Origin of the sequence: Enterovibrio sp. FF113, assembly GCF_041439165.1 — a bacterium.
GTDB lineage: Bacteria > Pseudomonadota > Gammaproteobacteria > Enterobacterales > Vibrionaceae > Enterovibrio > Enterovibrio norvegicus_A.
Window position 1 is genome coordinate 104,804 of sequence record NZ_JBGONO010000016.1, and the last position, 21,336, is coordinate 126,139.

Consider the following 21,336-nt stretch of genomic DNA (forward strand, 5'->3'; position numbering starts at 1 on the left):
ATTTAATTGGAGCTAGAAATTTCGTCATGTCAGATAACAGCAGCAAAAAAGTTATTGTCGGTATGTCCGGCGGCGTCGACTCCTCAGTGTCCGCCTATTTACTGAAGCAACAAGGCTATCAGGTAGAAGGCCTTTTCATGAAAAACTGGGAAGAAGACGATAACGACGAGTACTGCTCGGCAGCGGAAGATCTGGCCGATGCACAAGCCGTTTGTGACAAGCTTGGTATTGAGATGCACACCATCAACTTTGCAGCTGAATACTGGGATAACGTCTTCGAGCACTTCCTGACTGAATACAAAGCCGGGCGCACGCCAAACCCAGACATTCTTTGTAACAAAGAAATCAAGTTCAAAGCCTTCTTGGAATTTGCCGACGAAGTGCTAGAAGCTGATTACATTGCAATGGGTCACTATGTCCGCCGCACCTTCCCTACACAGGAAGGTGAAACGGCACAGATGCTTCGCGGCGTCGATAACAACAAAGACCAGAGCTACTTCTTGTATACGCTGAGCCACGAGCAAGTTGCACGCAGCCTGTTCCCTGTTGGCGAGCTAGAGAAACCGGAAGTACGCCGTATTGCAGAAGAGCAAGATCTGATCACCGCGAAGAAGAAAGATTCAACCGGTATCTGCTTTATCGGTGAGCGCAAATTCACTGACTTTTTGGCGAAATATTTACCCGCACAACCGGGTGTTATCGAAACCACTGAAGGTCAAGCAATAGGCGAACACCAAGGCTTGATGTACCACACATTGGGTCAACGTAAAGGCTTGCATATTGGCGGGCAAAAAGGCGGTGGTGGTCTAGAAGCGGCTTGGTATGTCGTTGATAAAGATGTCGAGCGTAACGTGCTTATTGTTGCACAAGGTCATGATCACCCACGTCTATTTTCAGATGGGTTGATTGCTGGTCAACTGCATTGGGTCGATCGTCATACGATGACCGAACCATTGAAGTGCACCGTAAAAACGCGATACCGCCAACAAGACATATCATGTACCATCGAGCCCATTGATGGAGACCAAATCAAAGTCATCTTTGATGAGCCGCAAGCTGCGGTAACTCCAGGTCAATCAGCGGTATTTTATTCCGGTGATGTTTGCCTAGGCGGTGGCATCATTGAGCAGCGAATTTAAGGAGCAATCGTCAGTGGCTAATACTTTATTTGATCGAACCATCGCGTTCGCAAGTATCTGTCAATCCGTCAAACTGGTGCAGGAAATATCACGTACAGGCAGCTGTGACCCAGATGCACTCAGCGCCAGCTTGAAGAGTATTATTGTCACTAACCCTGCTTCCACACTGGAGGTTTTCGGCAATGAAGAAAACCTCACAGTGGGTTTAAACACGCTCATTAGCGAACTAGATAACAGCCCTGGTGGCAGCGAACTTACGCGTTATCTCATTAACCTGCTCGCACTGGAACGTAAGCTTTCAGGCCGTCGTGATAGCCTCGCGCAATTGTCTGATCGCCTGGAAAACGTCCAGCGTCAGGTGCAACATTTTGACCTGCTTGATGATCAAATGATCAGCAACCTTGCCAGTGTATATTTGGATACGATTAGTCCGTTAGGTCCACGAATTCAGGTCACTGGTAACCCAGCTCAATTGCAGCAAACGGGCGTGCAACATAAAGTCCGTGCCTTACTGCTATCTGGGATCCGCAGCGCCGTATTATGGCGTCAGGTCGGCGGCAAGCGCCGTCATCTTATCTTTGGCCGCAAACAAATGATTGAGCAGGCCAAAATCATCTTAGCCCGAAATTCGTAATAATAATTCAGGAGAGAGACCATGGAACTGTCAGCGCTGACAGCTGTTTCACCGGTGGATGGCCGTTACGGAGCGAAAACGATTGCGTTGCGTTCAATCTTCAGTGAGTTTGGCTTATTGAAGTACCGCACAATCGTCGAAGTTCGTTGGTTACAAAAACTGGCAGCAACAGATGCTATCAAGGAAGTACCGGCATTCAGCCCAGAAGCAAACGCCATTCTGGACAAAATCGCAGCCGAATTTAGCGAAGCCGACGCGATGCGCATTAAAGACATTGAGCGCACGACCAACCACGACGTTAAGGCGGTTGAGTATTTCCTGAAAGAAAAAGTGGCTGACAATGCCGAATTACATGCAGTGAATGAATTCATTCACTTTGCGTGTACCTCAGAAGACATCAACAACACGTCTCACGCTCTGATGCTTCAAGAAGCGCGCGAGCAAGTGCTGTTGCCAGAAATTCGCAACGTTATTGATGCAATTAAATCACTGGCGGCTGAATATCGCGATGTCCCTCTTCTGTCTCGCACCCACGGCCAACCCGCCTCTCCTTCTACCATGGGTAAAGAGATGGCTAACGTTGCATACCGTATGGAGCGTCAGTACAAGCAAATCGAAAACGTTGAAATTCTGGCGAAAATCAATGGTGCTGTAGGCAACTACAACGCTCACCTTTCTGCTTACCCAGAAATCGACTGGCACGCATTCAGCGAAGAATTCATTACTGAATCACTGGGCGTGACGTGGAACCCGTATACCACGCAAATCGAACCGCATGACTACATTGCTGAGTTATTCGATGCGATTGCACGATTCAACACCATCCTTCTTGATTTCGATCGTGACGTTTGGGGCTACATCGCACTGGGTCACTTCAAACAAAAAACGATTGCAGGCGAAATTGGTTCTTCAACCATGCCGCATAAAGTTAACCCAATCGACTTTGAAAACTCAGAAGGCAACCTAGGTCTTGCTAATGCTATCTTTAGCCACCTAGCACAAAAATTGCCGGTATCTCGCTGGCAGCGTGACCTAACCGATTCTACGGTTTTGCGTAACCTAGGTGTGGGTTGTGGCTATGCGATCATTGCATACACGTCGACGCTAAAAGGCATCAGCAAATTAGAAATAAACCAAGCTGCGCTTGAAGCTGAGTTAGACAAAAACTGGGAAGTATTGGCAGAGCCTGTACAAACTGTTATGCGTCGTTATGGCATTGAAAAGCCATACGAAAAGCTAAAAGAGCTAACGCGTGGTAAGCGTGTTGACGGCGAAGGCATGCGCGTCTTCATCGATGGTCTGGATCTTCCTGAAGAAGAAAAAGTACGTCTGAAGAAAATGACCCCAGCTAACTACATTGGTGAAGCGATCAAGCTGACTGATCAGCTGTAAGCAAACACCCTGAGAAAGAAGCCCGCTGACTAGGCGGGCTTTTTATTTCTTGCAATCCTGCCCCTCTATGGCTCATGGGTATATAATCGCCCCCTCACTTAAAGAAACCGTGCATCTCCTATGTATCAGCTAAATTTTGACTTAAACGAATTCCTTACCACCTACTGGCACAAACAGCCGGTTGTGATCAAAAAAGGCTTTGTCGACTTTGAAGATCCGATTAGCCCAGATGAACTTGCAGGTCTGGCAATGGAAGAGGAAATCGATTCTCGCTTTGTGACGAATCTGGATGGCAATTGGAAGGCGCAGCACGGTCCATTCGAAAGCTTTGACGAATTTCCCGACACACATTCTCAGTTAATCGTTCAAGCGGCTAACCATTGGCACCCAGGGCTTCGCGAATTGGCTCAACCTTTCCGTGTTCTGCCAAATTGGTTGTTTGACGATGTGATGATTTGCCTTTCAATGCCTAATGGCGGCGTAGGCCCTCATATTGACCAATACGATGTATTCATCATTCAAGGCATGGGTAAGCGTCGCTGGCGTGTGGGTGAAAAAGGCGAATACAAAGACGCCAACCATGACTCAGGTCTGCGCCAAATCGAAGGCTTTGACCCGATCATCGATGACGTTTTAGAACCGGGAGATATTCTTTATATCCCACCTGGTTTCCCGCACGAAGGGAATACCATCGACGTATCGATGAGCTACTCAATTGGCTACCGTTCACCGAAGAAGCAAGAACTGCTAAGTACTCTTGCGGATTATGTGTTGACCAATGAGCTGGGTGACGTTCACTTCTATGACCCTAACCTACAAACTCGTGATGAGCACGGCATGATCCCAACGTCTGAATCCGAGGCGCTCAATGACATGCTAATGAAACTGATCAACGACCCGAAAATCAAAGCTCGCTGGTTAGGTGAGCAATTGAGTCAGTCTCGTCACGAACTGGACATCATGGCAGCAGAGCCACCATGGCAGGCAGATGAATTATTCCAATTCGTCGAAGATAACATGGTGCTGGAAAAAGTGTCAGGTATGAAAGCGCTGTATCACGAGAATGATTTATCCGTCATTTACGTCAACGGCGAAGCGATTGAATTACCCGAAGGCTGCGAGGCTGCAGCGAGACTCCTTTGCGATCAGGAAGCGTTTACTGGTGAAGACTTGGGTGAGATGGCTAGCAACCCTGCGCTGCTCGCGCTTCTGCTTGATCTGTGTAACCAAGGTTACTGGTACCCTCAAGCCTAATCGCAACAAAAAACCAGATTAAAAATGAAAGCCTTCCGATTGGAAGGCTTTTTTGTGGATTCGTTCTGGTTGGTTAAGTTCTACGGTTATAGATGAACTTGCAAACAAGCCGCTGAGTGGTAATCCGTGCCTTCTAGCATTGGCTTTTTCTGCGCACACGCTTCTGTTGCCTGAGGGCAACGCGTACGGAATACACAACCTGATGGTGGATTCATTGGCGAGGGTAATTCACCTTCCAACAACTGGATCTTCTTGTTACGTTCTTTGATCGGATCAGGAACCGGCACTGCTGACATCAACGCACGCGTATATGGGTGCTGTGGGTTATCAAACAGTGCTTTCCCTTCGGCCAATTCAACCGCATTCCCTAGATACATCACCAATACCCGATCAGAGATGTGTTTTACCACGGACAAGTCATGCGCAATGAAGATGAGGCTTAGACCCATCTCTTGTTGCAGTTCTTTTAGTAGATTCACTACCTGCGCTTGAATAGACACGTCCAGTGCCGATACAGGCTCATCACAAATCACCAGCTTTGGCTTTAAGATAAGCGCACGCGCAATACCAATACGCTGACACTGGCCACCGGAAAATTCATGCGGATAACGGTTAATCACATTAGGCAATAAACCAACACGCGTCATCATGGTTTGCACCTGCTGCTTCACTTCATCCTTAGATAGCTCGGGATAGAAAGTTTTCAGCGGTTCAGCAATGATATCGCCAATGGTCATACGCGGATTAAGCGATGCCAGCGGATCCTGAAAAATCATCTGGATTTCTTTGCGTTTCTCTCGCAAATCATTGACGCCCAGTTTTGTGAGATCTTGACCCAACCACACAACTTGGCCTTCTGTTGCTTCCACCAAACCAATCACAGCGCGAGCAAAGGTCGATTTTCCGCACCCTGATTCACCAACGACACCAAGGGTTTCCCCTTCGTACAGTTTGATGTTCACACCATCAACCGCTTTGAGTACCGAAGGTTTTGCCCACGGTAGCAGTGATTTCGATGCGATATTGAAATAGACTTTTAGATCTTCAATATCCAGCAGTAAGTTCTTGTTCATTGCACCCATTACCACGTCCCCTGATCAGAAAAACACGCACGAAGACGACCGTCAGAAAATGGCGTCAGAATCGGTGACTCGCTCTTACAGCGGACAGAAACACGATGGCAACGATCTTGATATGGACAGCCCGGTGGTAGCTTCAACAAGTTCGGTGGATTACCCGGAATGGTTGGTAACACATCGCCTTCCACATCCAAGCGAGGAATGGCCCTTAGCAAGCCCTCAGTGTAGGGGTGGCTAGGTTTGTAAAAGATATCATCCACATTGCCGTATTCCATCGTACGGCCCGCGTACATTACCAGCACTTTGTCACACGAACCTGCAACCACACCCAGATCGTGCGTGATCATGATAATCGCGGTGTTGAATTCTGATTTCAGTTCGTTCAGCAGATCCATGATCTGCGCCTGAACCGTCACGTCCAATGCCGTTGTTGGCTCATCAGCAATCAAGAGCTTTGGACGACACAACAGCGCCATTGCAATCATCACACGTTGGCGCATACCGCCTGAAAACTCGTGCGGGTACATGGTAATGCGCTTGCGCGCCTCAGGGATTTTCACCGCTTCCAGCATACGAACAGATTCTTCAAATGCGTCTGTTTTACCCATGCCCTTATGGTGCATCAATACTTCCATCAGCTGATCGCTGACTTTCATATACGGATTAAGCGACGTCATGGGATCTTGGAAAATCATCGCAATCTGCTCTGCTCGGATCTTGTTCAGTTCCTTTTCAGACAGATTGAGAATTTCATTTCCTTCAAATTTAGCGCTGCCTTTAATGACACCATTTTTCGCAAGTAGACCCATAATCGCAAACACGGTCTGGCTTTTACCTGAACCTGATTCACCCACAATGCCAAGCGTTTCGCCACGCTCGAGTGAAAAGTTCAGGTCGTTAACTGCGGTAACAGAACCATCTTGGGTTTTGAATTCTACACGCAGATCTTTAACATCTAATAGGCTCATACTTCCTCCTTATCGATCCTTTGGATCTAGCGCGTCACGCAGACCATCACCCACATAGTTGAAACACAACAGCGTGGTTACCATGAACAAGGTTGGAAACGCCAGTTGCCAAATCGCCAGTTCCATCGTTTGAGAACCTTCTTGCAACAGCGCACCCCAGCTGGTCATTGGCTCTTGTACTCCTAAGCCCAAGAAGCTTAAGAAAGATTCAATTAAAATCATGCTTGGAATAAGCAGCGTTGAATACACAGCCACAATGCCTAGCACATTCGGGATGATATGACGGAGGATAATGTTTCGTGTACTGACACCACTCACGTGGGCAGCTTCGATGAACTCTTTGTTTCGTAAACTCAACGTTTGACCGCGCACAATACGTGCCATATCGAGCCAAGCAATCGCGCCGATAGCGACGAAGATCAGCACGATATTTCGTCCGAAGAAGGTCACCAATACAATCACTAAGAACATGAATGGAATTGCGTTCAATATTTCCAGAATACGCATCATGACACGGTCTGTACGACCACCAATGTAACCAGATGCAGCCCCGTAAACGGTGCCAATCAGTACTGCAACAAAGGCGCCCATTAGGCCAACCATCAGCGAGATTTGGCCACCAACCAAGGTACGAACATAAATGTCTCGGCCTAGTGCGTCAGTACCAAAAATGTGTCCTTCTGCACCCAATGAAGGAGCCGCATGCATGGCATACCAATCCGTATCATCAAACGCATAAGTCGCGAACAATGGACCGACTATCACCCACAAGGTGATACAGAGCAAAATGGCTAGACTCGTCATTGCGGCTTTATTACGCATAAAACGAATGCGCGCGTCTTGCCACAAGCTGCGACCTTCTACTTCAAGTTGTGCCGAAAAATTCTCGAGAGCTTCGTTATTTTCTTCTTTTTTTAATAGCATATTTCAAACCTCAATAACGAATCTTTGGATCAAGCCACGCCAGCAAAATATCCACAACGGCGTTAAAAATAATGAACAGCGTACCAATCAAGATGGTGACACCCATGACCAATGAGTAATCACGGTTGAAAGCGGCGTTAACGAAAAGCTTACCAATCCCAGGAAGGCCGAATATTGTTTCGATAACCACTGAGCCGGTAATAATGCCGACAAACGCTGGGCCCATGTAGGACACTACCGGCAGCATTGCAGGACGAAGCGCATGCTTCACTACGATGTAGCTCATGCTCAACCCTTTCGCTTTCGCGGTACGGATGAAATTGCTGTTCAACGTTTCAATCATGCTGCCACGCGTAATACGGGCAAATGTCGCGATATAAAGGAAAGACATGGCAAGGATTGGCAGGACCATAAATTCAATTGCGCCGCCATTCCAACCGCCCGCAGGCAGCCATCCCAAGCCGATGGAGAAGACATAAATCAGTACCGGCGCCAAAACAAAGGAAGGCAGCACCACCCCGAACATGGACGTAGACATAATGAGATAGTCGACCCAACTGTTTTGCCGCAACGCAGCAATGGTGCCGATAGTGACACCTACAATCACCGTCAGAATAAAGGCGTAGAAACCCACTTTTGCCGAAACAGGCAAGGCCGTAGCAACCAGCTCATTCACTGTATAGTCTTTGTATTTGAATGACGGTCCGAAATCGCCTTGCAGAATATTACCTAGATACGTTGTGTACTGTTCGAATACGGGCTTATCAAGACCATATTTCGCATTGATGTTTTCCATTACCTGAGGAGGCAGTGTTTTTTCAGAAGAGAATGGATTTCCCGGCGCGAAACGCATCAAGAAAAAGGAGATGGTGATCAATACCAACAATGTTGGTATTGCTTCCAGTGTTCGAGTAAAAATCAATCTAAACATAAAGCATCTCACATATGCTCAAAAAAACATGCGCTCGCAGCCAAGCCACGGGCGCATGGAGTGACCCTGTTATTATTCTGCGATAATGAACATATCTTTGGTGTAGATATTGTCTTGAGGGTTTTTATCTGGGTAGCCGCCTACGGATGTCGCAACCAGACGTGGTTGGACATACTGATAGATAGGAGCAATTGGCATGTCTTTGGCAAGTTGCGCTTCAGCAATTGCGTAGTAGCTATTACGCTCAGCTTCCGTTTTTGCAACGGTCACTGCATCGTTCATCGCTTTATCAAAGATTGCACTCGAGTACTTCTGGTCGTTAGAACCATTCTCTGTCATCGCAATCGCCAAGAACGTAGACGCTTCGTTGTAGTCTGCACACCAGCCTGCACGACGAACATCAAAGTCGCCTTGCTTACTGCTATCCAGATAGGTCTTCCACTCTTGGTTTTCCAAGGTCACATTGACGAAGTCACCCAGTGATTTTTTCCACATTGACTGAATCGCAACTGCAATTTTCTTGTGGTTTTCACTGGTGTTATAAAGCAGCGTAAAATCAAGCGGATTGCCTTTACCGAAGCCTGCTTCTGTAAGCAATACCTTCGCTTCTGCAATGCGCTCTTTTTGATTCATCGTTGCATATTCAGGTGTCTCAGGGTTAAAGCCAGTAATGCCGCTGTGAGTGAGTGCATACGCTGGTTTTTGACCTTGACCCAAGATAGCCTTGGCGATGATATCGCGATCGATGGTGTAAGACAGTGCACTGCGAACCCGGTTGTCATCAAACGGTGCGCGCTGCGTGTTGAAACCATAGTAGTAAGTACAAAGGTTTGGTGAAACAACAACGTTATCAGGATATTGTTTCTCAAGACGACGGAATTGCTCGTTAGGCACTTCATACGTGATGTCGATTTCACCGGATAGGAAGCGGTTCATTTCCGCGTTCTGGTTTTCGATAGGCAGGAAGCTGACTTTATCGATAACAGTATCTTCGTTATCCCAATAGCTTCCATTTCGCTCTAGAACGATCTTCTCGTTCACCACCCAGTCACTCAGTTTATATGCACCGTTGCCGATAAAATTATCAGGCTTAGTCCATGAGTCACCATGCTTATCAACTGAAGCCTTGTGAACCGGATACATAGTAGTGTGCGCTAACATTTTCACGAAGTACGGCAATGCCACTTCGGTTTCTAGTACGAGGGTGTGATCGTCGACAGCTTTAACCGCTAACTCATCTACTGACTTCTTACCAGCAATGACATCTTTTGCGTTTTTAAGCTTGGTGTATTCAATATACCAAGCATATGGCGACGCTGTTGCAGGATCGGCTGCACGCTTGAAGCTGTACTCAAAATCCTGAGCCGTTACCGGGTCACCGTTCGACCACTTGGCATCTTTGCGAATTTTAAACGTGAAAGTTTGATTATCTTCTGTTGTCCAAGACTCTGCGGCACCTGGAATGGTATTACCCAATGCGTCTTGAATAACCAGACCTTCCATCAGATCACGCAGAACATGAGCCTCTGGCACACCTTCGACTTTGTGCGGGTCAAGCGAAGCAACTTCAGTGCCGTTACCACGAACCAACTCTTGAACCGGTGCGAGTTTTACATCCGCGGGGACTTCTGCTGCCACAGAAGTGAAAGACGTTGCCGATACGGCCATTCCTGCGCCCAACAACAGGGCCTGAGTGATTTTGTTCTTATACATGCAGATACTCCAATTTATCCTGTGCTTGCATCCATGACACTCTCCGGCACTCTTAAATCGAGAAGAAAACTAAGTCGTATTTCATCTAAAAACTTGAGTGGACGACGGAGAATTGCTTGGAACATTACCAAGCATCAAAGTAATTTGCCACAAAATCGACAGAAAAAGTCACATGTATCTAACAAATAGTAGAAAACCAGCATGTTCAACCAACCCTATGAGATAAGTTGAACGGATACTTCAATGCAGACTCAATAAAAAGTGAAAAATTGTATAAAAAACCCTAAAAGGGCAATTTTTAAGCATTTAAATTGGAATTTATGGGTAACTTTCATCATATAAATCGATTATAAACGTTAGATTAGAGATATATGACTGCGTAATAACTCACTGAAAGTGCATAAGTAGCCACAGTTTGAAAGGGGTCATTTACTGCATGCCTTTGTTCTCAGGCACTGTACAGGCAGTTAATGCGACAATTTACATTTACTTAAGCTTTTCCTTGCGCTCTTTTATGTAATTAAATCATCCATCAACACTTAATACGCGAACAAAAAAAGCCAGCGATATCTCAGCTGACTTTTTATTCACACTATTATTCAGCATCGGTTAAAAAGAACCACCATGCCTGATAATCAACAAACTCTCGCTCTAAAGCATCTGAGGTTGCTTGGGTGTAAAACGTTTGCGTTATTTTTGCTCGTTTTCAAGTTTAAGGGGAGCCTCAGCATTACCTTTAACGGCTTTCCCTTCCACGAGCGAATCATTTTTGGACTGCTGCGCGTCGTCCGGCATGATGTCGTGCATCATTTGCTTCATTTTTTTATTGCTAATACGTCTATGTCCCATTGGAATCCTCCTGATTGATATTACCGCTCAGGCACAGATACAGCTTGTGCATATACGAAATGATCGTATCTGACGTTTCATTGAGCTTTGTGATTTCACTTAAAAGTGTAGCAAAGCTTTAGAGGCCACCCGACGCAGTTTTGACACAATGAGACACCAACCACCCCTAGTCCCTTTTTCTCACCAAGAAACAATCTATTGGCGTGTTTTAATAACAATATGGAATAAAAAAAATGCTGGTTAGAATTTATTCATTCTGACTGTAAATGTGACAGAGATTCAATTGTGAAAGTCTTAAATATTGCGCACTATGTCTCTGTACCGATGTAATGATTCGTTGTTTTTCGGCGCTGAGGTGCAAACAGCTACGCAACAAACCAATTTATGTCCAACAAACAATTAAAGAGACGATCATCAATGAGACCCGCAGGCTCACAATCTAGACCTCTGTGCTCTCGCGTCCGACATGGCTTTATTCCGGCTGGAAAACAAAAACCAGCAAACGAAGAAAAAGCACAAGAACGCCGTTAAACCACAGTTTATTACATGAATAAATGGCCTTTCATTTGAGAGGCCATTTTTTATCTATAACCATTTCAAATTCCATTGAGACATTCATCACTTAGTTTCCAAAGAAGAATAAGTGCTACTTTTTGTGACTTGCTACCTGAAAAACAACCGCAATGTAACGTAAGTGTTACTGTATTACCTCTTCTACCTCTAAAACATTCCCTCTCAATTTTGCCTAATTTACCTTTAAGAACAACTATCTGAATAGGGTTAACGAAGATTGACTCACATTCATGCGCTGAATAGTTAATTCTCGCAATAAATTTTCGAGGTATATTAAGATGAACAAATCGGCTTTTCTGAAGGGGCTGCTTGCCGCCTCTGTCGCGGGGGCGCTATCTACACCGGCCTTCGCTGCGCCCGGTGCGCCCGTCATTTCATGGATGGAAACGAATTTCTCCATTATTGAAGTGAATGACGCTGCTACCGCATACAAAGACTTGGTCACAGTGAAACCGTATGCAGAAGTCCCAGTGACTTGGGATCGCTGGTCTGGTGAACCCGCCGATTCTTGGCGTGTTCTTCTCAACGGCGACGTTGTGTATCAAGCTAACGTGACACCGTCTGCTAGCCAAAAAGAATCGGCCATCCTGGAGGTCGCTAAAGGCGGTAAGTACAGCATGGTTGTTGAACTGTGTAGTGGTGAAGGCGCGACACAGACGTGCACGCCTAGCGCACCAAAAGACATCGTTGTGGCTGATACAGATGGAAGTCATTTAGACCCACTTCCTATGAACGTTGACCCTAACAACGGTAATTACACGACACCAACAGATACTGTCGTCGGTGCATACTTTGTAGAATGGGGTGTTTATGGCCGTAAGTTTGCCGTTGACAAAATCCCAGCACAAAACTTGACTCACATTATCTATGGTTTTGTGCCTATTTGTGGCAACAACCCATCTCTTGATGACGGACCTCTTGCTGCTTTGAACCGTGCTTGTGTTGGAACCCCGGACTACGAAGTTGTTATCCACGACCCTTGGGCCGCAGTTCAAATGCCACATCCACAGTCTGGTCAGAGCCACTCTTCTTCTTATAAAGGCACCTATGGTCAAATCATGGCGCTTAAACAACGCTATCCTGACCTGAAAATACTTCCTTCTATCGGTGGCTGGACACTTTCTGACCCTTTTTATGATTTCGGTGTAAAAGCTAACCGTGATGTATTCGTCACCTCAGTGAAGAGTTTCCTACAAACGTGGAAATTCTACGATGGTGTCGACATTGATTGGGAATACCCAGGAGGTCAAGGTGCGAATCCCGATCTCGGCGACTCTGTAAATGACGGCAATACTTATGCTTTGCTCATGCAAGAGTTACGTACCATGCTGGACGAACTGTCGGCAGAAACAAGTCGTACCTATGAACTCACGTCAGCGGTTGGTGTTGGTTACGACAAAATCGAAGACGTAAACTACGCAGATGCTGTGCCACACATGGACTACATCTTCGCAATGACGTACGACTACTATGGTGGTTGGAACAATGTTGTTGGGCATCAGACAGCACTCAATTGCGGTAGCCATCTTTCGGCGGATGAATGCGCAGGTAAAGGCCTTGATGACGAAGGAAAACCACGTAAAGGCCCAGCTTATTCAACTGTAAATGGTATTAATCTTTTATTGGATAAAGGCGTTCCAGCAGAGAAACTCGTTGTTGGCGCAGCCATGTATGCACGTGGTTGGACGGGCGTAACAGAGGCGAGCATGAGTGATCCTACTAATCCGATGACGGGTGTGGGTAACGGAAAAGTCGCGGGTTCTTGGGAAGCAGGGATCCTTGATTACAAAGACGTTGTCACTCAGTTCGAAAACAAGACTGGTGTGGTTCTTGGCTATGATGAACAAGCTGAAGCACCTTGGGCTTGGGATCCATCAAACGGTGATTTAATCACTTATGACAACAAACGCTCAGTGATGGCGAAAGGGGCATATGTTCGTCAAAACAACTTTGCAGGGCTATTTGCTTGGGAAATCGATGCAGACAACGGTGATATCTTGAACGCAATGCAAGAATCCCTCGCAAGTGATGTCACACAACCACCACGTAACAAAGATCCCGTCGCTAACGCTGGTGTAGATGTTACGGTTAACATTGCTGGCTTAGTCGCATTAGATGGCTCGGCATCTTCTGACGTAGATGGCCAAGTCGTTGCGTATAGCTGGAAACAAACCAGCGGTCCAGCAGTAACCCTTGCGAATGCAGATACTTCTTCTGCTTCTGCTGACATTCCTGCCGTTACAGTCGATACCCAGTTTGTATTCATGCTAACTGTGACAGATGACAAAGGCGCTACTGCGGTTGATGCTGTTTCTATCACGGCAAAAGCACAAGGTGGAACTGTTCCAACGAACCAAGCCCCTGTTGCCGCATTGACAGTGCAAGCAACAGCCAATGCGGGTGATATTGTATTGGTTAACGCAAGTGGTTCAAGCGATCCGGACAGCGATACGCTCACATACACGTGGAACATTCCAGCGGGTGTTCAAGCTACGCCAAACGGTGCTAGCCTGACATTCACAGCAGACAGTTACACTGTCGATACAACGCTGACGTTCTCAGTGACAGTGTCTGATGGGAAACTGACTGACAGTGCAAGCGCGTCGGTTGTCGTAGCAAAAGACGCACCGGTTGTGAATTGTCCAAATGGGTGGAAGGAAGGCGTAGTTTACAACTCGGGTGATGTTGTCACTCAAAATGGCAAAGAGTACTCAGCCAAGTGGTGGACAACCAACGAAGAACCTGGAACCACAGGACAATGGGGTGTATGGAAAGAACTTGGCGCAGCAGTCTGCAAATAGTCCTTCTATTTAACCTAATGAGCTAACGGTTCAAACGTAAAAGGGATGCTTACGCATCCCTTTTGTTTTTTATCGTGTTGCTCTGGTTTACCACCGTTGAGGCTTTACCAACGATTAGCTGCCGTATCATCACTTTCACGCGCTTCCACCCACCGCTCGTCATCATTTAGACGCTCTTTCTTCCAAAAAGGCGCGCGAGTTTTTAGGTAATCCATAATGAACTCACAGGCTTCAAATGCCGCATTGCGGTGAGCACTGGTTACGCCAACAAACACTATCTGATCACCAATGTTCAACGCACCAACACGGTGGATAACACGAATATGAGTCAAGGGCCAACGTTGCTTCGCTTGAAGCACAATCTCGTTCAGCGACTTTTCTGTCATTCCCGGATAATGCTCAAGCGTCAATCCAGTCACATTGTCACCGAGGTTCATGTCACGTACTTTGCCAATAAAAGTCACGATAGCGCCATCACTGTCGCTATCATTTAGACGCTGGTATTCCTCGGCGAGGGAAAAATCTTCGTGCTGAACAGATATCACGCTTAGCCCCCTGTCACCGGTGGGAAAAAAGCCACCTCATCACCATCTTTTACCGGCGATGACAGTTCAGAAATGGTTTGATTAATTGCCACCAGCAACTTTCCAGATTCTAACGCTAATGACCACTTGTCTCCTTTCGCCGCAAGGTGTTGGCGAATATCTTCAGCAGAATTGAATTTCGCATCAAGAGCCAAAGATCCGGTTCCCACCAGCTCTTTAACCTGAGCAAAGAAAAGCACTTGGATCATTGTTCCACCTTAAAATGTCCTGATTTTCCGCCGGTTTTCTCAAGCAAACGTACTTGCCCAATCACCATGTCCTTTTGCACCGCTTTACACATATCGTAAATGGTTAGCGCAGCCACAGACGCCGCAGTTAACGCCTCCATTTCTACGCCTGTCTTTCCGGTAAGTTTACAAAGCGATTCAATACGTACCTGTGATGTTTCCGGTAACGCTTGAAGTGATACCTCCACTTTAGAAAGCATCAGAGGGTGACACAACGGGATCAGATCCCATGTGCGTTTCGCGGCTTGAATGCCTGCAATGCGTGCCGTCGCAAATACATCACCTTTGTGGTGCTTTCCGGAAACAATCAATTCGAGGGTCTCTGGTGCCATATCGACATAAGCTTCAGCTCGTGCTTCACGTACGGTCTCAGTTTTACCAGACACATCCACCATGTTTGCTTCGCCCGACGCATTTATATGAGTAAACCCAGTCATGGATTATTGACCCAAATGCGGCATGAAGTTACATGGGCGATGACTCGCATCAAGCTGTTGCTTAATGATACCCGTCCAACCTGTGCGGCATGCGCCGGTTGAACCCGGCATCGCAAAGATCACCGTGTGATTAGCAAAACCCGCAATGGCGCGAGACTGAATCGTCGATGTGCCGATTTCTTCATAAGAAATAGCACGGAACAACTCACCAAACCCTTCGACTTCTTTATCAAAGAGCGGTTTCAATGCTTCTGGCGTGCTGTCGCGAGATGTAAAGCCTGTACCGCCAGTGATCATCACAGCTTGAACGTTCTCATCAGCAATCCATTGTGAAACGACTGCACGGATCTTGTAGACATCATCAATCACGATTTGCTTGTCAGCCAATGTGTGTCCTGCATCTTTCAATGCATCCACCAGGAATTGGCCCGATGTGTCGTTTTCCTCGGTACGAGTATCTGAAACAGTCAGAACCGCAATCTTAGCCGGTGTAAATTCAGTAACAGCGTGACCCATAAAATTTGAACCTCAACGAAATAATTCTAAGACAGCGTTAGCCGCCGATGGATGCCAGGTGTGGGGTCATACCCGTGTGTCCCTGGTCAAGAAAATGGCTTTGTTTCTTATTGGCGAGTTGGCCTTGGATACGCGCAATCAATTCAGGTTCCTGTGTGTTGTCTTGCAACAAATCACGCAATTCCACGCCGTAATCTCCAAAAAGGCACATATGAAGTTTGCCTACCGCAGATACACGCAGACGATTGCATGAATGACAGAAATCTTTTTTGTAAGGCATGATAAGGCCTATCTCACCCACATAATCTGGGTGGCAATAGACTTCAGCGGGACCATCGCTTTGTTCACGCACTTTCATTATCCAGCCATTCGCTATCAGATGGTTGCGAATGGAAATGCCAGATTGATGATGGCGTTCGAACAGAGAGTTCATATCTCCAGTTTGCATCAATTCGATAAATCGCAGCTGAATTGGCTTGTCTTTTATCCAGCGTAAGAAGGCTGGCAATTCTCCGCTATTTAAGTCTTTGAGCAAAACCGCGTTGACTTTTACTTGTTCAAAGCCCGCGTCAAAGGCAGCATCGAGCCCTTTCATCACTTGATGAAATTTATTCTCACCGGTGATTTGATGAAACATGCGAGGATCTAAGCTATCAATACTGACATTGATGTTAGTCAGCCCTGCATCACGCCATTCCTGAGCATTTTTCGCCAAACGGTAGCCGTTCGTCGTCATCGCCACCTTTTTGATGCCGTCTTGCTCAGCAATCATAGAAATAATGTCAGTAAAGTCCTTGCGCAGAGACGGCTCGCCCCCGGTTATACGGACTTTAGACGTTCCACAATCAGCAAACGCCGCAACCACTCGACGCAACTCATCAAGGGAAAGAAAGCTTGAATTCTTCTGGGAGGGTCGATAACCATCCGGCAAACAGTAGGTGCACCGAAAGTTACAGACATCAGTAATAGACAATCGCAAATAGTAAAATTTGCGATCGAAAGAATCTTGAAATTGAACAGCCACAAAACACCTTTCCAAATACGGGAGACGGACACATTTCTATGGCCGCCCTGGTGACATAATGTCACGGCCTAATCCCCTTATTCAGGAGAACTTAGCGAACTAGGCTTCGGAGTTATTTACGTGTGAGGCGCTTTTTCACGCGACCTCAAGCATTACTCGTTAATTTAGCAAACTATGTCATTCAGTAACAAGGAATGACATCCACTTTTGCTTTGAGGCGATAGCTTGGTAACTAAATGCTTACCGTCTCAAAACACAAACAGACCCAACACACAACCATAAAGCACAATCTGTTCTCAATCTATACAATGACAATTTTCATGGCTCTTCAAGAGAGATAGCCACTTTATCGCTCATTGTCGTGAAAGTGAGCATACACTCTATAGAGTATGGCATCAGAAAGTCGTTAGCATTTTGATTTCCAAAATTCGCAATTTTGAAATGCAATTTGCAATTTCTTTCATACGCGTTGCCTAAAAACAGTGTTTGTCGTGTGGGCATTGAAATTGCAGTATGGATTGAAAGACACGGGTATCTAAGCAGTTCCGATATTAAAAATAATGAGCAGCGCAGAGGCATAACGCCCAAACAAAAAAGCGCGCAGAATATGACCGGGAGCTCACGATGGCAATTACACTACCAATCCTGTTTAACAACCGTCATATCTTACCTTCTGGCCGCCTTCCACTTCGTGTGGTGCCAGGGGAGCAATTGAATACTGTAAAATATGCCATGCAAAACGGATTGGATATTGGCGTGTGCATGGATGAAACCAGCCCTATCGGGGCAGGTATCGGCACAAGAGTCACGATTGAAGATTTTAATATGGCTAACGAAGACGGCGCACTAACCATTACTGTCTGTGGTCATGAAAGCTTTGTGATCGACAGTATCAAGGAAAACGATGTCGGAATTTTAGAAGCTCAATGTCAAACATTGCCAAAGTGGCCAGAGCGAGCAGTCAGCAACGATGCAGCGCCATTGGCCGAGCGTTTGCAAATTATGTTTGAACGCTACCCAGAATTGAGTTCTTTGCACAAAGCACCTAATTTCGAAAACCTAAGCTGGTTGTGCCAACGTTGGCTAGAACTTTTGCCTATACCTGCCAGTGAAAAACAGGTGTTAATGGCTGCTAATTCATGTAGCGACACCGCTGAATACTTGCTCAGCCTAATGAAAGATCCTCACTAAGACTCAACATCCATTTCTCAAAAGAAAAAGACCAGACGCATCTGGTCTTTTTTTCACGTTACGTGATCAAAAAATCAAAATAATCAATGAAACACAGAAGAATGTGACCCTTTTACGATCCATGCCTTATTATTGCTGTAGACAATAAAAATAAATTACAAACGATGACGAATAAAAATAGAAAACCAATAATCGTAGCTATCGGTGGTGGGCATGGTCTAGGGCGCATGTTATCTGCGCTCGGAGAGTACGGTGAAGATGTCACAGGTATCGTGACAACCACGGACAACGGTGGCTCGACGGGCAGAATACGAGCCTGTCAGGGTGGTATTGCTTGGGGAGACACACGAAACTGTATTAATCAGCTGATCACTGAGCCTTCTATTGGCTCGATGATTTTCGAATATCGATTCAAAGGAAACGGTGAGTTAGACGGTCATAATCTGGGAAACCTGATGCTGACGGCATTGGATAATTTGTCCATACGACCACTTGAAGCGATAAATCTCATTCGTGACATGTTGAAAGTATCCACCAACATTGTCCCCATGTCTGAGCATCCCGCCGATCTCGCCGCGCAAACGAGATCAGGGCAAATGATCTCTGGTGAAACGGATGTCGACGACCTTTCTGAGCCACCCGCCAGATTGATGCTAGAGCCTGTCGTGCCGGCAACCAAAGAAGCGGTTCTAGCCATCCATGACGCCGATCTTGTCATACTTGGTCCTGGCAGCTTTTTAACCAGTGTGATGCCGCCGCTTTTACTCCCTGAAATCAGTAGAGCGCTTAAGCAAACAGAAGCAAAAGTGGTGTTTGTACGTAATCTTGGAAAAGAAGCGGGCCCGGCTGGGTCAATGTCTCTACAGACAATGTTGACATGGTGTGAACGTTCAATGGGTGGGCGAGCCATAGACCTGGTACTTGGCCCAGATATTGATGACGACGTCGAAGAAAACTATCAACAGGTGGTGGAGGACATGGCGTCCGCCAACCACCAGTGGAGACATGATAGAGACAAGCTGTCCCTAGCTATCAAAAAGATTTTGTTGGCCGGCTAACGCTTTATATTGTGAAGCGGTGCCATCGAGCATCGAGGTTAAGCGCGGAAGCTGCGCATGAACCCATGACTCTTGACCTAACTTGACACGTGATTCGCATTCACGTGCAAGTTCTGCGAGTTCATCTGCGCCAAAGCTCGCTGCACTGCTTTTGATTGCATGACTAATTTCGCGCACCTGCAACACACTAGGCGTTTCGGACAACTCATCTGAATAACGACTCAGTTCATCGCTAAACACCACAAGAAGAGAAGATACCGTCTCTTCACCCACTTCAACTGCCAGCCGTCGCAGCGTTTCATGGTTCACCGTGGACGCCATAAACATTTTCCTTTTATTGTGATTCTTGCCAACTCTGCAGCTTACGATAAATGGTAGATGGGCTAACTTCGAGTAAACCAGCGGCTTGAGGGATGTTGCCATCGCAGGCATCAATCGCAATTTGAATTGCTCTTTTCTCAACCAACCACAAGGGTTCGATATCAGCTTTACTTATTACTCCTTGCTTCAACATCACTGTTGCAGCGGAGAATCCACTATCACGCACTTGATCGATTTTTGCATGAGTACTGCTTATTGCAGGACTAGATGCAAGTTTGACACCAGAAACGAGAGAAAGCGGTGGCGGAAGCATTTGTTCAGTCACTTCACGTCCGTTGTGCAACACAACAATGTTGCGAATGACATTCTGTAGCTGTCGGACATTGCCAGGCCATTCATAGCTAAGCAGACGCTGAATTACGCCTTCGCTAAACGAACGAAAATCCTTACCTTCTTCCATTGCAAACATAAGCAATAGTGACTGTGCAATGTCTACAACGTCGTCACCACGCTCACGCAACGGCGGTAGCCCGAGTGGAATAACATGTAAGCGGTAATAGAGATCCTCTCTGAAATTACCTTTGTTCACCTCTACCCAAGGATCGCGATTCGTTGCACAGATAAACCGGACATCAACTTGTTTAACTTTGGAAGAACCCACTTTTTGGAAGGTGCCAGTCTGAATAAAACGCAGCAATTTGGATTGAAGATCTAAATCCATCTCACAAATTTCATCAAGAAATAAGGTGCCGCCATCTGCCATTTCCGCCGCACCTTCACGCTCTGAAGCCGCACCAGTAAAGGCCCCTTTCATATGACCAAACAGTTCACTCTCGATCAAATCTTTGGGGATCGCTGCACAGTTAATCGCAACGAATGGCTTTTTCGCACGTGAGCTAGCAGCATGGACAGCCTCGGCACAAACCTCTTTGCCTGTTCCACTTTCACCGGTTATAAAAACAGTCGCTTTACTCGGTGCCGCAGAGTCGATAACACGATATACCGCTTGCATCGGTACACTGTGACCGATGAACCCATAATATGAGCCTTCCGGTGTCTGCCCGCTCATTTTACTCTTTGGTTTCAGAGCGTTATTGACAGTCACTCGTAGTAAGTCAGCTTCACATGGCTTGATAAGGAAATCACTCGCGCCATAACGCAAAGCTTCAACCGCAGCATCAATTGAGCCATGCGCTGTCATAATAACAACAGGGATCTCAGGTTGATGTTTTCTGATCTCTGAAAGCACATCAAAACCAGAGATATCCGGCAAACGCAGATCAAGTAATATCAGTGAAAATGTGTGGCCTGAAGAAAAACAATCAAGCGCTTGTTGACCCGTACTCGCTATCTCAACATCAACATCTAACGGGTTGAGATAGGATTTATACAGTGCAGCTACTGATGCGGTATCTTCCACCATCAGTATTTGTTTTTTGGCGCCAGAATCTAGCATTGAACCCTCGCCATTAATTCCCAAAAACTATCTTTGTATTAAAAAGCCTGTACCAAGTATAACGCTGAATTTCAATAATAAGGCTAAAACGTATGCGTTTTGCATTGCAAAATGCAAAAGAAATTGCGATTACCTAACGCTGAATCAAGAAATCATACGCTATCATGCAACAACAAAAATTGGCATGGTAAATGCATTTAATAATATGACCCTTCTGGGTCACCTAGCCAACTGACGTTGTTTG

General features: G+C 46.2%; 20 protein-coding genes and 1 riboswitch. Of the genes, 7 read left to right on the plus strand and 13 right to left on the minus strand.

Translation table 11 applies throughout. From position 1 onward, the window contains the following. Nucleotides 1-26: 26 nt before the first annotated feature. The 4 genes from mnmA to ACED36_RS14170 all read left to right on the plus strand — a co-directional run bounded on the left by mnmA (nucleotide 27) and on the right by ACED36_RS14170 (nucleotide 4,419). Complete coding sequence (gene mnmA / locus ACED36_RS14155; protein ID WP_016961511.1) at nucleotides 27-1,139, plus strand: tRNA 2-thiouridine(34) synthase MnmA; 1,113 nt, start codon at nucleotides 27-29, stop codon at nucleotides 1,137-1,139. Between the two features lie 13 nt (nucleotides 1,140-1,152). After that, nucleotides 1,153-1,773, plus strand: a complete 621-nt coding sequence (hflD, locus tag ACED36_RS14160) for a high frequency lysogenization protein HflD (protein ID WP_016961510.1) — start codon at nucleotides 1,153-1,155, stop codon at nucleotides 1,771-1,773. 21 nt (nucleotides 1,774-1,794) lie between these two features. Then, nucleotides 1,795-3,165: an adenylosuccinate lyase gene (gene purB, locus ACED36_RS14165; RefSeq protein ID WP_016961509.1), complete on the plus strand. Its 1,371-nt coding sequence runs from the start codon at nucleotides 1,795-1,797 to the stop codon at nucleotides 3,163-3,165. A 120-nt stretch (nucleotides 3,166-3,285) separates the two neighbouring features. Then, nucleotides 3,286-4,419, plus strand: a complete 1,134-nt coding sequence (locus ACED36_RS14170) for a cupin domain-containing protein (RefSeq protein WP_016961508.1) — start codon at nucleotides 3,286-3,288, stop codon at nucleotides 4,417-4,419. A gap of 86 nt (nucleotides 4,420-4,505) precedes the next feature. Here the strand turns inward: ACED36_RS14170 and oppF are convergent, their stop codons facing one another. From oppF to ACED36_RS14200, 6 genes are all read right to left on the minus strand, one after another. After that, entirely contained in the window at nucleotides 4,506-5,501 is a 996-nt protein-coding gene (oppF, locus tag ACED36_RS14175; RefSeq protein ID WP_016961507.1) for a murein tripeptide/oligopeptide ABC transporter ATP binding protein OppF, read from the minus strand. Next, nucleotides 5,501-6,466 (minus strand): ABC transporter ATP-binding protein, encoded by a 966-nt coding sequence (locus tag ACED36_RS14180; protein WP_016961506.1) that lies wholly within the window; start codon nucleotides 6,464-6,466, stop codon nucleotides 5,501-5,503. The genes oppF and ACED36_RS14180 overlap by 1 nt, the downstream gene beginning before the upstream one ends. A gap of 9 nt (nucleotides 6,467-6,475) precedes the next feature. Continuing rightward, complete coding sequence (gene oppC, locus ACED36_RS14185) at nucleotides 6,476-7,390, minus strand: oligopeptide ABC transporter permease OppC (RefSeq protein WP_016961505.1); 915 nt, start codon at nucleotides 7,388-7,390, stop codon at nucleotides 6,476-6,478. A gap of 10 nt (nucleotides 7,391-7,400) precedes the next feature. Then, nucleotides 7,401-8,321, minus strand: coding sequence for an oligopeptide ABC transporter permease OppB (gene oppB / locus ACED36_RS14190; protein ID WP_016961504.1), 921 nt, complete (start codon nucleotides 8,319-8,321; stop codon nucleotides 7,401-7,403). Nucleotides 8,322-8,393: 72 nt separating this feature from the next. Then, nucleotides 8,394-10,034 carry an ABC transporter substrate-binding protein gene (locus tag ACED36_RS14195; protein WP_016961503.1) on the minus strand — a complete coding sequence of 547 codons (1,641 nt, stop codon included), beginning with the start codon at nucleotides 10,032-10,034 and terminating at the stop codon, nucleotides 8,394-8,396. A gap of 690 nt (nucleotides 10,035-10,724) precedes the next feature. After that, on the minus strand, nucleotides 10,725-10,883 hold the full coding sequence (locus ACED36_RS14200; RefSeq protein WP_016961502.1) for a hypothetical protein: 159 nt from the start codon (nucleotides 10,881-10,883) through the stop codon (nucleotides 10,725-10,727). A gap of 851 nt (nucleotides 10,884-11,734) precedes the next feature. On the opposite strand from ACED36_RS14200, the gene ACED36_RS14205 reads away from it, so the two are divergent. Continuing rightward, entirely contained in the window at nucleotides 11,735-14,257 is a 2,523-nt protein-coding gene (locus tag ACED36_RS14205; RefSeq protein WP_016961501.1) for a glycosyl hydrolase family 18 protein, read from the plus strand. Between the two features lie 104 nt (nucleotides 14,258-14,361). Here ACED36_RS14205 and moaE read toward each other — a convergent pair whose 3' ends face one another. From moaE to moaA, 5 genes are all read right to left on the minus strand, one after another. Then, a complete protein-coding gene (gene moaE / locus ACED36_RS14210; protein WP_016961500.1) occupies nucleotides 14,362-14,802 on the minus strand; it encodes a molybdopterin synthase catalytic subunit MoaE in 441 nt (146 codons plus the stop codon). A 2-nt stretch (nucleotides 14,803-14,804) separates the two neighbouring features. Beyond that, nucleotides 14,805-15,050: a molybdopterin synthase sulfur carrier subunit gene (gene moaD / locus ACED36_RS14215; protein ID WP_016961499.1), complete on the minus strand. Its 246-nt coding sequence runs from the start codon at nucleotides 15,048-15,050 to the stop codon at nucleotides 14,805-14,807. Next, nucleotides 15,047-15,526, minus strand: a complete 480-nt coding sequence (gene moaC / locus ACED36_RS14220; protein ID WP_026024050.1) for a cyclic pyranopterin monophosphate synthase MoaC — start codon at nucleotides 15,524-15,526, stop codon at nucleotides 15,047-15,049. The genes moaD and moaC overlap by 4 nt, the downstream gene beginning before the upstream one ends. Nucleotides 15,527-15,529: 3 nt before the next feature. Continuing rightward, nucleotides 15,530-16,042 (minus strand): molybdenum cofactor biosynthesis protein B, encoded by a 513-nt coding sequence (gene moaB, locus ACED36_RS14225; RefSeq protein WP_016961497.1) that lies wholly within the window; start codon nucleotides 16,040-16,042, stop codon nucleotides 15,530-15,532. A 37-nt stretch (nucleotides 16,043-16,079) separates the two neighbouring features. Next, complete coding sequence (moaA, locus tag ACED36_RS14230) at nucleotides 16,080-17,066, minus strand: GTP 3',8-cyclase MoaA (protein ID WP_016961496.1); 987 nt, start codon at nucleotides 17,064-17,066, stop codon at nucleotides 16,080-16,082. Continuing rightward, nucleotides 17,055-17,190, minus strand: a riboswitch (molybdenum cofactor riboswitch). It overlaps the preceding gene by 12 nt. A 500-nt stretch (nucleotides 17,191-17,690) precedes the next feature. Between moaA and ACED36_RS14235 the strand changes: the two genes are divergently transcribed. Both ACED36_RS14235 and yvcK read left to right on the plus strand, forming a co-directional pair. Then, entirely contained in the window at nucleotides 17,691-18,257 is a 567-nt protein-coding gene (locus ACED36_RS14235; RefSeq protein WP_016961495.1) for an LON peptidase substrate-binding domain-containing protein, read from the plus strand. A 164-nt stretch (nucleotides 18,258-18,421) separates the two neighbouring features. Further along, nucleotides 18,422-19,315, plus strand: a complete 894-nt coding sequence (yvcK, locus tag ACED36_RS14240) for a uridine diphosphate-N-acetylglucosamine-binding protein YvcK (protein WP_026024049.1) — start codon at nucleotides 18,422-18,424, stop codon at nucleotides 19,313-19,315. Here yvcK and ACED36_RS14245 read toward each other — a convergent pair. Together ACED36_RS14245 and luxO are read right to left on the minus strand one after the other, a co-directional pair. Then, nucleotides 19,283-19,636, minus strand: coding sequence for an Hpt domain-containing protein (locus ACED36_RS14245; protein WP_016961493.1), 354 nt, complete (start codon nucleotides 19,634-19,636; stop codon nucleotides 19,283-19,285). The two genes, yvcK and ACED36_RS14245, sit on opposite strands and share 33 nt — an antisense overlap. A gap of 13 nt (nucleotides 19,637-19,649) precedes the next feature. Next, a complete protein-coding gene (luxO, locus tag ACED36_RS14250; protein ID WP_016961492.1) occupies nucleotides 19,650-21,092 on the minus strand; it encodes a quorum-sensing sigma-54 dependent transcriptional regulator LuxO in 1,443 nt (480 codons plus the stop codon). Nucleotides 21,093-21,336: the final 244 nt, after the last annotated feature.